Source organism: Solilutibacter pythonis, assembly GCF_003697345.1.
Classification (GTDB): Bacteria; Pseudomonadota; Gammaproteobacteria; order Xanthomonadales; family Xanthomonadaceae; genus Solilutibacter; species Solilutibacter pythonis.
In genome coordinates this window covers 18,513-34,285 of the sequence record NZ_RFLY01000016.1, presented here as the reverse complement: position 1 = coordinate 34,285, position 15,773 = coordinate 18,513, and the positions used below count along the sequence as shown (strand labels likewise).

Below are 15,773 nucleotides of genomic sequence, written 5' to 3'. Positions count from 1 at the left end.
AATTCCCACGCCCGCGAGGGCGTGACGCGCTGATCTTGAGCGCCGAGAAACAGCATTCAACGTTTCAATTCCCACGCCCGCGAGGGCGTGACTGCACCCTCGCACGGTACTCCGACGCCGATATCGTTTCAATTCCCACGCCCGCGAGGGCGTGACCTCGCTGAGGTACTGCCGAGCGGAGCCAAACAGCAGGTTTCAATTCCCACGCCCGCGAGGGCGTGACTCGATCAACGGATCAAAGACCTCGAGATCGTCCATGTTTCAATTCCCACGCCCGCGAGGGCGTGACGCTCGATCATGCCGTGAGCGGCGTTCTTGGGCATGTTTCAATTCCCACGCCCGCGAGGGCGTGACGTCGGCGGTGGCCCTTTTCTTCGGAGCCACGATGTTTCAATTCCCACGCCCGCGAGGGCGTGACGCCGATTGATGTATCGGTTTCACCAGCTTGCAGGGTTTCAATTCCCACGCCCGCGAGGGCGTGACGCCAACGTCCCCTTCGTCCACCTGGGCCGGGACTTGTTTCAATTCCCACGCCCGCGAGGGCGTGACGATGATCGTCTCCGCTGTCAACTGCCTGTAAGGGTTTCAATTCCCACGCCCGCGAGGGCGTGACCAACTTCAAGCTGGCGAAGCAGACCACCCAAGACGTTTCAATTCCCACGCCCGCGAGGGCGTGACGCGGCGAGTTGATCGCGGTCGCGGTGGAACAGCACGTTTCAATTCCCACGCCCGCGAGGGCGTGACTCCAGATGCGCGATGAAGTCGGCAAGGCGACTGGCGTTTCAATTCCCACGCCCGCGAGGGCGTGACGCGCAGCAGCGCGCCAAGCGTCCGCACAACTGGCGCGTTTCAATTCCCACGCCCGCGAGGGCGTGACGTTTCCGAGCCGGCCAGGCCGTGGTTCGCACGGTCGTTTCAATTCCCACGCCCGCGAGGGCGTGACTCAAGCCGCAGGCGCAACACTGACCGCAGACACTGTTTCAATTCCCACGCCCGCGAGGGCGTGACGCGGCAACAACCTGTGATACTTGGACAGCGCAGGTTTCAATTCCCACGCCCGCGAGGGCGTGACTTGGTCTGTGCGCTGATCGTAGTAATCGGGGCGCTGTTTCAATTCCCACGCCCGCGAGGGCGTGACGCTGCCGCTCCGTGTGGCTCCTTGCTGCCCGGCTGGTTTCAATTCCCACGCCCGCGAGGGCGTGACCGTCAAAGAGACACGGCTCAGGATGAGCACAGTCGTTTCAATTCCCACGCCCGCGAGGGCGTGACGGCTGTTAAACAGGGACACATGCCCTGAAATCATGTTTCAATTCCCACGCCCGCGAGGGCGTGACTAGGGAGGATGCTAGGCTATCTGTAGCTTACTGTCGTTTCAATTCCCACGCCCGCGAGGGCGTGACTGTGGTTGTTGCTGGGTACGACTTAATAATAGCAAGTTTCAATTCCCACGCCCGCGAGGGCGTGACCGCTTATCCGGCGCGACGGTGTGTGGAGCTATACCGTTTCAATTCCCACGCCCGCGAGGGCGTGACTGCATACGGGCCTGCTGCTGGCCCTAACCAATCATGTTTCAATTCCCACGCCCGCGAGGGCGTGACGTTCAGTGGCGAATCCGTGTTGGCGCCCGTGATCGTGTTTCAATTCCCACGCCCGCGAGGGCGTGACATCATCCACGCCGCGCCCATCCCTGACAGGATCGAGTTTCAATTCCCACGCCCGCGAGGGCGTGACACCCAGAGCTTGCCGCGGAGTATGAGGCCCGGCAGGTTTCAATTCCCACGCCCGCGAGGGCGTGACCCGCGCAGCTATGCCGGCGCTACCGCGTTCAAGCCGTTTCAATTCCCACGCCCGCGAGGGCGTGACCATGATCCCCGTAACTTACAAGCGCATCCGTAGTGGGTTTCAATTCCCACGCCCGCGAGGGCGTGACGTGCAATTCACTGGCGACGAAATGACCAGCTCAACTGTTTCAATTCCCACGCCCGCGAGGGCGTGACGATCAAGGTCGGCGTCATGCGCGACCTGCTGCGCCAGTTTCAATTCCCACGCCCGCGAGGGCGTGACTGCCGGACACGACCTTACTTGATGAGCCACGCAGGTTTCAATTCCCACGCCCGCGAGGGCGTGACCGCCCGAGTGGTTCGCCGGCATGTGCTACGTCAAGTTTCAATTCCCACGCCCGCGAGGGCGTGACAAGCAATCTGAGCGCGGCGGAAAAATCGCTAACGGTTTCAATTCCCACGCCCGCGAGGGCGTGACGAAGGCTTTAGCGCATTGCGTCGCCGAAGAAGTGTTTCAATTCCCACGCCCGCGAGGGCGTGACAAGCTGTCGACCTGCGCCGCCAAGCTGCACGAGCTGTTTCAATTCCCACGCCCGCGAGGGCGTGACCAAAGCCGGACGCCAGCACGATGTCGCCGGCAGCGTTTCAATTCCCACGCCCGCGAGGGCGTGACACTCGCCCTTCCACTGAGGTCCCGATCATGAACACGTTTCAATTCCCACGCCCGCGAGGGCGTGACCCACCTCCGCGATCAGCTCCTTGATGTCCTTCAGGGCGTTTCAATTCCCACGCCCGCGAGGGCGTGACTTCGCAAGATGCTCAAGGGCGCGCTGCCGAACCCGTTTCAATTCCCACGCCCGCGAGGGCGTGACTACCCCGGGGCGATCCCGGTCACAACGAGGAAACAAGTTTCAATTCCCACGCCCGCGAGGGCGTGACTTGCGACTTGTGGACCGTCAGGGCATAGCCATAGTCGTTTCAATTCCCACGCCCGCGAGGGCGTGACGAGCGTAATTGCCTCATTACGTGTTTACGTCAAGTTTCAATTCCCACGCCCGCGAGGGCGTGACCATCGGCAACGGCCTGTCCGTGGTCGAGTTTGACCCGTTTCAATTCCCACGCCCGCGAGGGCGTGACTGGAATTGATCGGTGGTGTGGATCATGTCGCAGAAGTTTCAATTCCCACGCCCGCGAGGGCGTGACCTTGGACAGCCTCGTTGGTCAGGATCAAGGCATGAAGTTTCAATTCCCACGCCCGCGAGGGCGTGACGCTGCCCGCCGACCACACCATCCACGACTTGGAGTTTCAATTCCCACGCCCGCGAGGGCGTGACAACTCGAGCGCGAGCGGCACGCGGGTGCGGTAGCGGTTTCAATTCCCACGCCCGCGAGGGCGTGACTCATTTGCTCGTGCCATTTCATCTTAATGTACTTGTTTCAATTCCCACGCCCGCGAGGGCGTGACCCCGCCTCCACCTGCGCTTGCTGGCGTCGCAGCTGGTTTCAATTCCCACGCCCGCGAGGGCGTGACACCCTAGGCGAGACCGAGACGGCGTTGCTGGAAGAGTTTCAATTCCCACGCCCGCGAGGGCGTGACCGGCGTAACGGCCGCACGCGCGTCACAGTAACGCGCGTTTCAATTCCCACGCCCGCGAGGGCGTGACATCATCGACCTAGCAAACGTACTAGGGATAGATGCAGTTTCAATTCCCACGCCCGCGAGGGCGTGACCATCACACTGCCATGACACTCGACGAACTGCAAGACGTTTCAATTCCCACGCCCGCGAGGGCGTGACCCCAGCGCAATGACCTATGTCATCGCTTTGAGCGGTTTCAATTCCCACGCCCGCGAGGGCGTGACCCTGCAACAGCCCGGTCATGCCGCGCACCATCAGGGTTTCAATTCCCACGCCCGCGAGGGCGTGACGACCAAGACTACCGCTAACGGGTAGGGTGTAACGGGTTTCAATTCCCACGCCCGCGAGGGCGTGACCCGCCTAGCCCATAAAAGGAGGAAACTCTGACATGCGTTTCAATTCCCACGCCCGCGAGGGCGTGACCTGCACGTCGTAGAAGCTGGCGTCGTCGTCATAGACGTTTCAATTCCCACGCCCGCGAGGGCGTGACAGGTACGGCACATGCGCCAGCGCGACCGGGTTGTCGTTTCAATTCCCACGCCCGCGAGGGCGTGACTTACCCTGATCGTCATAAGCCATATCCGACAAAACGTTTCAATTCCCACGCCCGCGAGGGCGTGACCCAAGGATTGCTTTTCCTCGTCCTGCCTCATGGGTTTCAATTCCCACGCCCGCGAGGGCGTGACGATATCAGCATCGGAGTACCGGGCGAGGGTGCAGTTTCAATTCCCACGCCCGCGAGGGCGTGACCGGCGCAATCAAGCGCGCATTGAAGACGCTATGCGTTTCAATTCCCACGCCCGCGAGGGCGTGACCGGAGTAGCGAGGACGACGGCCTGGTCGACTGCCAGTTTCAATTCCCACGCCCGCGAGGGCGTGACGACCAATATCCATTCCATAACTCCCGTAATTAGCCCGTTTCAATTCCCACGCCCGCGAGGGCGTGACGCGCAACGATCCAACCATTGCTGATGGATAATGCCCGTTTCAATTCCCACGCCCGCGAGGGCGTGACTGTTGAGCGCCTGATTGACTTCCTGCTGCGACTGCGAGTTTCAATTCCCACGCCCGCGAGGGCGTGACGTCATGATGCCCGCCTCGACGTACTGTTCCAGCGTGTTTCAATTCCCACGCCCGCGAGGGCGTGACGTCATCACCGGCCAAAAATCCGTGGAGGGGACCGTGTTTCAATTCCCACGCCCGCGAGGGCGTGACCGCCATCTTTGAGGTGATCACGTGAGCGAGAAAGAGTTTCAATTCCCACGCCCGCGAGGGCGTGACGCTGCGCAAGGTCGCGACCGAGGAGGTGCCCCAGTTTCAATTCCCACGCCCGCGAGGGCGTGACCATCGAGTCGCCGTTCGTGCCGCTGGCCTTCACCAAGTTTCAATTCCCACGCCCGCGAGGGCGTGACGCGGCCAGCAGCGCGATCAGCGCGCCGGCCAGAAGTTTCAATTCCCACGCCCGCGAGGGCGTGACCAGCAAACGGCAGGTTATTCCGCTCCAACTCACTGTTTCAATTCCCACGCCCGCGAGGGCGTGACCCGTTGACGTGGTTCGCGAGCGACAACTGCTTGTAGTTTCAATTCCCACGCCCGCGAGGGCGTGACTTGCCTGTCAACAAAATTTTGTCTTGCCTGCTAGTTTCAATTCCCACGCCCGCGAGGGCGTGACGCCGTTATCGGTTGCCACGACATCCCGCACGCTGTTTCAATTCCCACGCCCGCGAGGGCGTGACCCGCGCAGCTATGCCGGCGCTACCGCGTTCAAGCCGTTTCAATTCCCACGCCCGCGAGGGCGTGACGGGCGGCGAACTGGTCAAGACCGCCAACGTGCCGGCGTTTCAATTCCCACGCCCGCGAGGGCGTGACGACAAAGATAATAGCCAACCATATCTTGAGGGGCGTTTCAATTCCCACGCCCGCGAGGGCGTGACCCATTGCAGCGCAATGGAAGGAGTGACCACGATGGTTTCAATTCCCACGCCCGCGAGGGCGTGACTAGCTCGGAGGCAGTGCGGTTTAAAGCCCGGAATGTTTCAATTCCCACGCCCGCGAGGGCGTGACGTCACGACTGTGGACGACGTCATAGCTGAAGGAGATGTTTCAATTCCCACGCCCGCGAGGGCGTGACCGCTCGGCGACAACGTGCGGCAAACAGAGTGGGTGTTTCAATTCCCACGCCCGCGAGGGCGTGACCTGGCTGGTATATCCAGAGCGGTGGCGCGGTAGGTTTCAATTCCCACGCCCGCGAGGGCGTGACTGTCGCCGGTCGCCTCTGCGCGCGCGATCTCCTGGTTTCAATTCCCACGCCCGCGAGGGCGTGACCCCGGTATCCGGCTGCGGCTGCGAGACCCGACGGTTTCAATTCCCACGCCCGCGAGGGCGTGACGATGGAGACCAGCCGTGAGCGAGTCAATTTCGAGCGACGGTTTCAATTCCCACGCCCGCGAGGGCGTGACCACGGTTATTCATTGAAGATCTCCTTGTTCAAGCGTTTCAATTCCCACGCCCGCGAGGGCGTGACCAACAGGAGTTGACCATGATCGACAATGCCATCAAGTTTCAATTCCCACGCCCGCGAGGGCGTGACTCGGGATTGAAGGGCGTCAAGTGATTACGCAGGTGTTTCAATTCCCACGCCCGCGAGGGCGTGACAGTCAGGCCCGTCGATCATGCGGTAGTACAGCGTGTTTCAATTCCCACGCCCGCGAGGGCGTGACCGCTACCATCATAAACCACTGATCCACAAATAGAAAAAAATGCTTTTCCGCGAATGTGCGGCGGGGACATGCGACCGTTCCCCTTAGCTGGGGACTCACGCCTTGTCGGTTCGTAAGAACAAGGGGTTAGAGTTGTGCGAACGTCCCGGGTTTAGCCAGGACACTTGTGGTTCGCGCTCAGAAGACCAGCGGACCTTTCAGGTCGAGGGCGGGTTTGCTGCCAACGTGCTCGACTTTCCGCTCCCAGTTGGAACCCAGTTGGTAGAAACGCAGGCTGTCCAGCCCGGGGTCGATCAGGTCACACAGTCGCTGCCGTAGCGCGACCCATTGCGCTGGATTGACTTCGATCTCGAAGACCGAATATTGAACACGTTGTCCAAGATCACGACAAGCCTTGGCGACTTGGCGCAATCGTCGGTCGCCGCCAGGAGAAGTGGTACTGACGTCATAGCTGACCAACACCATCATGACCGAGCGCCCAGGTTATTTCCAGAGAAATGGCGGATAGCCATCCAGATCGCCCCGCAAATGCCGCGCCAGCAATTGGGCCTGCAAAAATGGCAGCAGGCCGATGTCGACTTTCTCCTCCAGGAAGGCGTGCCCTAGTTGCTCGCGCTTTCGTTCCTGGTAAGCCACCAGCGCCGTTTTTCGCGCCTGTTCCTTGAGCAGCACCGCACCATTATCGAAGACCTGGAAATCGCGCTCATTCAATTGCCTGCGGTTGATCAGCGATAACGCCATCCGCTCGCCAAGCAGCGGACGCAATTCCTCGGCCAGGTCGAGCGCCAGACTTGGCCGACCGGGGCGATCACGATGCAGGAACCCGACCGCCGGATCGAGCCCGACGGTTTCCAGCGCCGAGCGGCAATCGTGTGTAATCAGCGTATAAAAAAACGACAGCAGCGCATTGAAGGCATCACGGGGAGGACGTCGGTTTCTACCTGAAAATCGAAGCGCGGGGACATCCACCCGAATCAACTGATCGAATACGCCGAAATAAGACTTCGCCGCCTCGCCCTCCCGGCCACGCAGCACGTCGACATCATGCTCTTGAAGCAATCGCCTGGGAATATGCTTCAGCCGCTTGAGCGCATGTTGGAATGCGGGCACGTCGGGGATTCCACTGCCATGATCGCGCCAGCCGCGCGCAAGCACGGCGCGCTGGTTGTGAATTTTCCCGATCAGCACATGACGGACGATGGCGGCACACCGCACCGGGTCGTCACTGGCGCGGTATTGCGCGCGTCGTAGCAGCACGTTGCCCGAAACCGGCCCTTCCACGCGGGCTTGGAACCGGCCTTGCGAGGTGAGGTGACTGATGCTGATGCCTTGCTCCATGCAATAGCCCATGAGCGGCGGCGAAATACCGACCCGGCCGATACAAACCAAGCCTTCCAACATATGCGCGGGCAGCCTGACCCGCTCGTCCCGATCGACTTCCATCACGACATTGGCCCCGTCCTTGCGGAGCCAGGCGCCATCGGTGGTGACGTACAAGGTATTGAGCTGCCGGCGCACGACTCACAGCTCCAATTGACGAGCCAGCCAGCTCGCGACCGGGTGGCCGGATAACAACTTCGGTTGACAAAGATCGAGCAACGAACAGGCATCGCACCGCTTTGGATCATAACTGGCCGAAGGCGTTTTCCCGGCATCCCGCATTATCCGGGTCTTGCGAATCGTCTCGCGGGTCAGCGAGCGCAGGGATTCGTCGAATTCGACATCCTTGCGCCGGCGCGTCTGGCCATAGAACAACGCGCCCATCCGAACCGATTGCGCCAGCATGGATTCCAGGCACAGTGCCTGCGCGCATAGCTGCACCTCATCGGCCCGGTGTGGCTTGGGCCGCCCACGCTTGTATTCGACCGGGAATACGCTTGCCCCCTCTTCGCCGGAATGGAACTCCACCATGTCCGCCTTGCCGACGATGCCGAGCGCGGCGTTCACCAGCGGCATCGCGCTGACCGACCGGACACCTCGCCGCTTTTCGGCCTGCGGGGCATCGGTACGCTGGTGTAGTACGCGTCCTTCCGCCGTCAGCCGGTTTTCGGCCCATTGCTGTTCGACGTGGATCAGGGCGCATTGCCGCGGGCAATACAAATAATGCTGGAGGGCGGAGATCGGGATGAAGTCTTCGTCCTCCACGTCTCCGCCCCGCCTTCAGAGCAGCTCTTCCACGCTGACCCCCTCGGGCAGCTCGCGGTCGATCACGACCCGGTAATCGCCGTAGCCGCGGGCGGGCGCCGGTGATTCGGCATCGATACGCTCGACCTTCACCTTGTCGAACAGCACGTGCGCCGGCGCATTGCCCATGACGTGTTCATGCTTGAACACGATCAGTTTACGGGCGGCCATTTCTCCACGCGCCGCCGAACGGTCATGCTCGAACATGTTTGTCAGCGCGCGCCAGAACAGTTGCAGATCGTCCTCGGAGAAGCCGGTGCGCTCGGCCAGCTTGGCGGAAATGAAGCCATGCGCGCGATACAGGCCATAGGGCAGGATGTGCTTGCGCCCCATGGTGCGTTCTTTTTCCAGATCCTTCTCGTTGGTGACGGCCACACGGGTGATGGAAACCTCCAACGGCAGCACCGGCTCGACGGAGCTGGCGAAAGCCATCTGGATCGGCCCACGTACCTGGCCGGTATTGACTTCCGTGGTCATCACCGCGCCAAAACTGCGCACATCGAAAAAGTTGCCGCACATCCATGCGGTCAATTCGCGGGCTTGGGCCTCTTTCTTGGGCAATTTCTTCGGCTCCGGTTTGATGCCGAGCGCTTCATAGGCTTGCTTGTGCTGGTTGTTCAGCACCGATTTTTCCTGCATGTAGATGGCGAAACCGGGGGCACCCTCTTTTTCCAACGCCACGTAGTTGCGAATCTTCCGCTTCAGGGCCACGTCGGTAACTAGGCCACGGTTGGTTTCGGGGTCGAGCCGCGGCAGGTTGCCGGCATCGGGGTCGCCATTGGGGTTGCCATTGGTGACATCGAACAGGTAGACGAACTCGTAGCGGTGGGCGATGGCGCTCATGCGGTTTCTCCTTCGGATTCGGTATCGATTTCGGTATTGGCCGCTTCATCGCCATGGCCGGCGAAGCGAGCTTGGTTCTGGTGGTAATAGCCGATGGCGAAGCGGCCCTGTTGCTCGATGGACAGGCTGCGCGGGAAGCGGGTCGGCAACGCATTCATGACCTGGCCGATCTCCTTTTCCAACACGACCGCCAGGCCGGGTTTCTGCTTGCGCAGCTTGGAGAAGTGATTCTGCGCATTACGCAGCAACACCGGAAAAATACTGGCCGGCGTGGCCGAGGCCGCGCCGTAATAACGGTCGCGGATGGTCGCATTGAGCTGTGCCCCCAATGCAGCGCGCTGGATGTTTTCCAGCGTGGAGAACAGGCGGCCGAGCAGATAGCCGGCATCGGAACAATCTTGATCGAGACTCACGAGAACCTCCCTTTGCTTGTCGTGTGGATTTTTGAGCCTTGCGTTACGTACCAGTACCGCCTTGCAGAGCGCGACGCGCGTGCGAGTGATTTTTCCATCGGCGCGGAAACGCATGACCAATGCGGCCAACAGGCTTTGCGGGTAACGCCTCCCGTTCAGGATCGCGCGGGTCAATTCGCCGGCCAGCAGGGGAGAAACGTCCTCCGCGCTGGGTTTCTTGCCCTCGTAAAGCGGGGCGGTGGCCAGGGCCAGGGTCTGCGGGGTGGGTAGGTGGCGCCATGGCAGGGGTGCCAGCGCGATGTCGTCGAAATGATCGGCCAAGCGTCTGGCGAACCGCGCCAGGCTCACGGTTTCCCAGAAGCGGATGGACAGGCGCGAGGCATTCGGCGCCAGACCCAGTACGTGGATACGGGTGCCGTCATCCAGCCGCCCGCCGAGATCGCGCAGCGGGAGCGCCCGCCGCACTTGTTCAAGGGCTTCGCGCAGGCGAGTGGTGGCCTGGGCATCCTCATCGCCCGGGTTGAAGAAGCCGGCCAGCAAATCCTCGGCCTCGCTCGCCGCCCCGGCATTCGGCGCTTGCGCCCAGAACACCACCGTGGTGTCGCCGATCTGCACGCGCTGGCGGTTTGAAGCAACCCGGCGCAGCAAATGGTTGAGCGCGGTGGTGTAGGCGAAGGCGGCGGGTTCGGATACCGGCGCGTTTTCGCCCTGGCGCTTGCCGTAGGAATTGAAGGCATCCAGATTGAACGAGACGATGGAGGCGCCCGAACTCTGCGCGCCGTTGACCCCCCTGATCGCCGGATGCAGCCGCGCGAGCGGCGCTTGTTCGCCAGTCACCAGACATAGGGCGGAGGCGCCATCCGCCGTCCCGCTTTGTCGATCGGCCCAGAGCCTGAGGGCGGCCGGGCGCTGATGCAGCCAGCGCAGGCCCTCGCTGCTTTTCTCGTCGTCCCGCAAGCGGAACACCAGATTGGCATCGAGCAGCTCCTCGCCGAAGGGGGCGAACCGCGGATGCCCGTCGAACTGCGCGGGTCGCCATTTCTGCAAGAAAGCACGAAGCGCCTCCAGGCCGGGATCGTCGTTGCCCGCCAGCGCTTCCTGGTGCAACGCCTTGAACGCGGCATGTTCTTGCTCGCTGCGTTTGCTGCTGGCGCTGACGCCCAGCACGTAGCTGGTCTTGTCCCAGAGGAAATTGGGTTTGACGCCGGCTGTACGCTTTTCCGGCCGCGGCACGCTGAGCAGGGCGGGAATCTTCTTCTTGCCCGAATCCTCGCGCAGGTCGATCACCTCGACCACCTCGCCCTCCACCGACAGCACGATGGCGAAGCCGATCTTCTCCTGGCTGTAGCCGGGCCGCGCCACGCCGGAATCCGCGTCCTCCAGCAGGCGTTGGTAATAGTCGTTGAGTGCGCCGAGGATCATGCGCGCACCTCGCCGCCATCGAAGGGCGGCACATCGATCAAGCCATCCACCATGCGGGCGCGGAAGAAGCGCGGCGTCATGCCGTTGGCGAAGTCGATGTCGTGCAGCATCCACCCCAGGTCGCGTTCGCCTTGCAGGGCGGCATCCGGCGCGGGCTTGCCGGTCTCGTCTTCGACCAGGGCGAAATTCGCGGGAAATTCGCGCGTACCGAGACAGGGCATCTGGAAGCACTGCCCGCGCCGGGCACGGCGGTTGAAGATGTCCAGATGCTTGCCTTCGTTGTCCTCCGGCCCAGCCCGGCCGGTCAGCTCGAAATGCGCGCCGATGACGTAACCGACATCGCGCAATACCGTGGCGGCACGTTGCTGGCGGTCGTCTTCGACCAGACTGACCAGCCCCTCGGTACGCCCCGCCTTGATCGCCTTGCGGATGTTGGCGGCCGAAAGCTTGCCGCCCACTTCATTGCGGCGGATGGATTCGAAGCGGATCGGTTTCAGCACCTGGATGCTGTCCACCACCCATTCGATGGCCGGCTTCCAGTGGATCGCTTGCAGGATGCCGCGCGCCGCCGATGGCGTGATGACGTCGTACGATACCCGTTCCACTTTCATCTCCGGCCGGGTGAACAGCGCCCGCTCGCCCCAGACGTGAAGTTTGATTCCGTAAGCCATATCCACCCCTATGCTCAACCTGAAAACTTTCCCATTACCCCCTCATGCTGAATGTTATAGCAGCCTTAAGAGAGGAAGACTGCCTCCACCCAAAAGTGGAGGCAGAAACACACGCAAAGCTCCCTCCGGGAGGGATCATCAGTATTTCTATTCCCAGCCCAAGGTAAATTCAAGTCATTGCTTGAGCTGACTTCTCAACGTAAGGTAGCAGTGCGCGGCACTTCCATGTGCCATGCACCGAAGCTCCTATATTCTGTTCAAATGATGGCCAACCATCATTTCCTCCTTTGGTCTGCACGAACCACTGGATACACCCTTCAGAAAGAGCACTTCGGACACAAGGGCCAGCGCTGTCACGCTGGCCCTTTCTTTTTATCGCGCGGGAATGCCCTTGTCAACACATTAAAAAAGCAAAGTTCACCCTTCGGGATGATCATCAGTAAAGTTTGATGGTGTGCGGAATCGTTGTTTGATCCAGCCAGTAGTGGCCAGCTCGGCGCGTGCTGGCCATTCGATTGATCGGGTCAGAGCTCCCCACGCTCCAACATCTCGACCAGCCGGTCGATGTCCATGCCGTAGCTCTTCGGCGCGACGTGGCGTGGCGGCTCCAGAGGCGGTACGGGGCGCCTGCATTGACCTCGGCACGCGATCAGGAGCGCGCTTCTGGTACTTGAGCCGCGACAGCGTGTGCTTGCGGATGCCCTCGGCAAACAGAATCTTGGCCCGGAATGCCTCGAACGAGTAGCCCCGACACAGCCGGTTCATCACTCGGATCAGGTTGTTCAGGCCCTCAGTGTAGGCGTTCGTCACCGGATGCTCGAAGTAGTTGAGAATGTGGAAGCGCCAGTTGGACCACGCCCGCAGCAGATCGACGAAGTACGGCCTGATCTCGGACGTCAGGGCCTGCTCCCATGCCGCGTAGCGCTGAACCGCGTCCTCGGGCGACGCGGCGACGCGGCCTCGTAGATGCCGTAGAACGCCTCCTTGGCGCGGTACGCCTCGCCCAGCGCCGGATAGTTCTTGGTCCAGCCGTCGAGGTTGAGGCGATCCTTGTCAGTCAGGTCACACTGGCGCTTGAGCAGCACGAAGCGGTCGTGCATCAACCCACCCGCTGAGATGGCGTCAGTGCCCCACGCAGGCCCTTGCGTGCCTTCTCCACAGCGTCGTTCGCCATGCTAACCACGTGGAACTTGTCGATGACGATGGTGGCGTGCGGCAACACCGTCTCGACGGCATCGCGGCAGGGCGTCCACATATCCATCGCCACGACCTGCACCTTGTCGCGACGATCCAGCTTGGCAAGGTACTTGAGCACCGAGTCCTTATTGCGGTTCGGCAGCAGGTCGACCAGCGTGTTGTTGCCGATGTTTGAGATCACGCAGCGCGGCTTGATCAGGTGGATTTCGTCGTGCCCATGATCTTGGGCATCTCGAAGCGCACCTGTGCTTCCAGCTCGTTGGTTTAGTCCCGGAAGATGTTGCAAACGTCTTCTCGTCGATGCCGGTCTCGTCGGAGATCGACAGGAACGGCCGCTTGAGGCTCTGCTGGCCGATCCAGCATGCCAGCCGAGCGGTCACGGCTACGTCGAGCAGCGTCTCGTAGAAAGTCTTGCCGCAGCTCCGGCACTGGAAGCGCCGGGTGTCGATGTACAGCCCGACACGTCGGGTGTGCATCGGCAGGTCTTTGACGTGTCGCTCCCGCCGTCCGAAGCCGACCAGCGCGTCCGACCGGCAATGGATGCAGGTCGTGATCGGCGACACCACCACGACGTAGACGCGATAGTCGTGCTCGTCCTCCTCGCCCCGCCTCACCCGGTACGCGGGGAGGTTCAGGATGTTCGTTGGCACGACCAGGACTGCTCACGGTCGTCAGTTGTTTGGATGGAGTCGACGAGTGAGAAGCTTTCGAGGAAGCGAAGAAGAACTGAACCAATGGGGCCATGCTTCTGCTTTGTGACAATGACCTCAAGCATCTCTGGGTCGGCATCATTCCGATTGAGCAGTAGAACACCGTCAGCAATGTCTTCAATCGCTCCAGAATCTCGAAGATCACTCAGGACTGGGCGGCTATTGTTACCGTAGCCTCTCTCCGTAGAGCGCAGCAAATGTGAAGTGGCAATGATTGGAGCACGAGTCTCTTTAGCAAGTTCTTTGAGCGATGCGATTCGGTTGCCTCTGAGGCCGGGAACTCGCATCTGTTGCAGATTATCGACAACGATGAGTTCTGGGGCGCCGTGATCCTCGGCAATCCGAAATACCTTGCTTCGCATCACTTCCGGAGTCAGCCCCAGCGTATCGTCGATCCATATTCGAGCCTGTTTCAGGATGTGGACTGAATTTGTTATTTTCCTTCAATGATTTCCATCAATGTCGCGACCAGACCGAATGGCTCCAATTGCGACCCGACTCAATGCCGCGACTAAGCGTGTTGCCATCAGAGTGGAGGTGGACTCCGGAGTGAAGAATACGACTCCGCCTTGATTCTTGCCCCCTACATACTGACTTATTCCAAGCGCGAGAGCCGTTTTCCCCGACATCGGTCGTCCACCGATGACAACCAAGCCCTCTGGATGGAGACCAGCCGTGAGCGAGTCAATTTCGAGGAAACCCGTTGAGAATTCATGGTCGAAAGGATCGTTGTAGCGGCCTTGCAATCCCTCGAACCATTGAGATAGCGCCGCTTCCGTAGGAACGGCATCGCGAACAGGGGCCTTGGCAACCCACTCTTTAGCTTTCGTCAAGGTCCATCGCCATCGAACTCCTCGAAATACTGGCCGCAGCTCAGCGTCCAACGACCATTGCCCCCATCGGAAAGCCGCATGGCATCGTCCGAGAATTCGCGCTTGAGCGGCGCGACGTCTCGGGATCAGAATGCAATCCAGCCAGCCTCACGACTTCTGGCACGGACTTCTCGGGCACTGAGAAACCCCACTCTGGCGCCACGGTTTCCAGATTCGCGGACACCTCCGTGGCGGTCACGCCAAACACTTGCACGGGGTTTATCGTGGTGCGGGTGTCTGCCGGATCGACCACGTCTTTCAGCAACCGCCAGTTTCGCTCCTAACATTCGAGCGCACGCACAAGGTCTTTTGTTCTCTAGTCAATCAATGCGCAGACGCTTCCTGGCCTTTACGGAGCAGGTTGCGGAGACTGAGGCTCACTCGCTCGCCAGCGTCCACTTGACTGGTCGTCTTGACTACATCCGCTGCGCCTGCACTGTGGACGGACAGATAAAGAATGTCTGCGAGCATGCCAATCAAGCATGGTTTCAAAGCGATTATTTCAAGGCTCCGGCCCATCATCGGTCGACGGTTCATCGGCGCTTGGAACTGATCTGGCAGGCTTGGAAGCCCAATATTCGAAAAGACGTTTCACTTCCAGTTTCTGTCCGAGCATCTTCATCGAAGCCTGTTGGTACTGACCCAGTGCATCCCGCCCCCACGCAGCAACATCCGGCATATCAGGCTTATCCGGGGCAAAGATTCCATCCCACAACCTGGCAGCCGCAGTTGATCTCGGCAGCAGTTCGAGTGCCTTTAGAATACCTTGGCGCTTACTCTCCAGCAGACGCCCCATCTCTGCCTTCTGGACAAGCGCTGGTTTCAATGTCTCCACCGTCCACCAGTCAAACAGGTCGCGTGGCGTTAGCGCCGAGCCCCGATAAAACAACTTTTTCGCCAGCACTTCCGCAATGGGCTCCAGTGGCAGTCTTGTTTCCTACGAGACTTCATCTGGGAGACCGAGCAAGGAGCCTCGGACAATGAAGTCGATTTCGCCATCCGGCAAGTTGAGCTTGAGGAAGTCCGCCGCCTCTTCCTAGCCCGCAATCACCGCTTCAACACGCTCATTCAGGCGAGGAGTGATGTACCCGACCCATTGTGGATCACGTATGAAAAGGTCGATGTCATGGCTGATGCGGTGATCCAACGCCAGCATCAAGCGAGTGCCACCACCGAGTTTGGGCTGAAAAGCGCTGCCGGCGTATTCCTGAACGTCGGCGATGATCGTCAGTGCAGCCCGTTCGAGGTTCCGCCATGACCCGGACTGGCGGTGAGCAATCACCTCATCATGCGTGGTGCCACTCACAAGAAGTGCTCCACC

The 15,773-nt window shown here is 60.7% G+C and carries 12 protein-coding genes, 1 pseudogene and 1 CRISPR repeat array (1 of these 14 only partly in view); all 13 genes and pseudogenes read right to left on the bottom strand.

The window, feature by feature from the left end; genetic code table 11:
- A CRISPR array of direct repeats spans positions 1-6,140; the repeat unit is 31 nt; unit sequence GTTTCAATTCCCACGCCCGCGAGGGCGTGAC (it extends 2,500 nt beyond the left edge of the window).
- A 177-nt stretch (positions 6,141-6,317) separates the two neighbouring features.
- Positions 6,318-6,608: a CRISPR-associated endonuclease Cas2 gene (cas2, locus tag EBB59_RS10745; RefSeq protein WP_122102153.1), complete on the bottom strand. Its 291-nt coding sequence runs from the start codon at positions 6,606-6,608 to the stop codon at positions 6,318-6,320.
- Between the two features lie 15 nt (positions 6,609-6,623).
- Positions 6,624-7,658: a type I-C CRISPR-associated endonuclease Cas1c gene (gene cas1c / locus EBB59_RS10740; RefSeq protein ID WP_122102152.1), complete on the bottom strand. Its 1,035-nt coding sequence runs from the start codon at positions 7,656-7,658 to the stop codon at positions 6,624-6,626.
- Positions 7,659-7,661: 3 nt separating this feature from the next.
- Positions 7,662-8,285: a CRISPR-associated protein Cas4 gene (gene cas4 / locus EBB59_RS10735; RefSeq protein ID WP_122102151.1), complete on the bottom strand. Its 624-nt coding sequence runs from the start codon at positions 8,283-8,285 to the stop codon at positions 7,662-7,664.
- A gap of 15 nt (positions 8,286-8,300) precedes the next feature.
- Entirely contained in the window at positions 8,301-9,167 is an 867-nt protein-coding gene (gene cas7c, locus EBB59_RS10730) for a type I-C CRISPR-associated protein Cas7/Csd2 (RefSeq protein ID WP_122102150.1), read from the bottom strand.
- Positions 9,164-11,002 (bottom strand): type I-C CRISPR-associated protein Cas8c/Csd1, encoded by a 1,839-nt coding sequence (gene cas8c, locus EBB59_RS10725; protein ID WP_122102149.1) that lies wholly within the window; start codon positions 11,000-11,002, stop codon positions 9,164-9,166. Before cas8c ends, cas7c begins: the two co-directional genes overlap by 4 nt.
- Positions 10,999-11,673: a type I-C CRISPR-associated protein Cas5c gene (gene cas5c / locus EBB59_RS10720; protein WP_122102148.1), complete on the bottom strand. Its 675-nt coding sequence runs from the start codon at positions 11,671-11,673 to the stop codon at positions 10,999-11,001. The genes cas8c and cas5c overlap by 4 nt, the downstream gene beginning before the upstream one ends.
- A gap of 417 nt (positions 11,674-12,090) precedes the next feature.
- Positions 12,091-12,573 (bottom strand): transposase, encoded by a 483-nt coding sequence (locus EBB59_RS14400; protein ID WP_425451830.1) that lies wholly within the window; start codon positions 12,571-12,573, stop codon positions 12,091-12,093.
- Positions 12,570-12,773: a transposase gene (locus EBB59_RS14395; RefSeq protein WP_281273243.1), complete on the bottom strand. Its 204-nt coding sequence runs from the start codon at positions 12,771-12,773 to the stop codon at positions 12,570-12,572. The genes EBB59_RS14400 and EBB59_RS14395 overlap by 4 nt, the downstream gene beginning before the upstream one ends.
- Entirely contained in the window at positions 12,773-13,051 is a 279-nt protein-coding gene (locus EBB59_RS14390; protein ID WP_281273242.1) for a transposase, read from the bottom strand. Before EBB59_RS14390 ends, EBB59_RS14395 begins: the two co-directional genes overlap by 1 nt.
- Positions 12,996-13,520, bottom strand: a complete 525-nt coding sequence (locus EBB59_RS14255; RefSeq protein WP_245979243.1) for a transposase family protein — start codon at positions 13,518-13,520, stop codon at positions 12,996-12,998. The genes EBB59_RS14390 and EBB59_RS14255 overlap by 56 nt, the downstream gene beginning before the upstream one ends.
- Positions 13,502-14,326 (bottom strand): annotated as a pseudogene (locus EBB59_RS10710) (DnaB-like helicase C-terminal domain-containing protein). Before EBB59_RS10710 ends, EBB59_RS14255 begins: the two are co-directional and overlap by 19 nt.
- A 628-nt stretch (positions 14,327-14,954) precedes the next feature.
- Positions 14,955-15,356 carry a hypothetical protein gene (locus EBB59_RS14250; RefSeq protein WP_245979241.1) on the bottom strand — a complete coding sequence of 134 codons (402 nt, stop codon included), beginning with the start codon at positions 15,354-15,356 and terminating at the stop codon, positions 14,955-14,957.
- A gap of 132 nt (positions 15,357-15,488) precedes the next feature.
- A complete protein-coding gene (locus tag EBB59_RS14245) occupies positions 15,489-15,758 on the bottom strand; it encodes a nucleotidyl transferase AbiEii/AbiGii toxin family protein (protein ID WP_245979239.1) in 270 nt (89 codons plus the stop codon).
- Positions 15,759-15,773 lie beyond the last annotated feature (15 nt).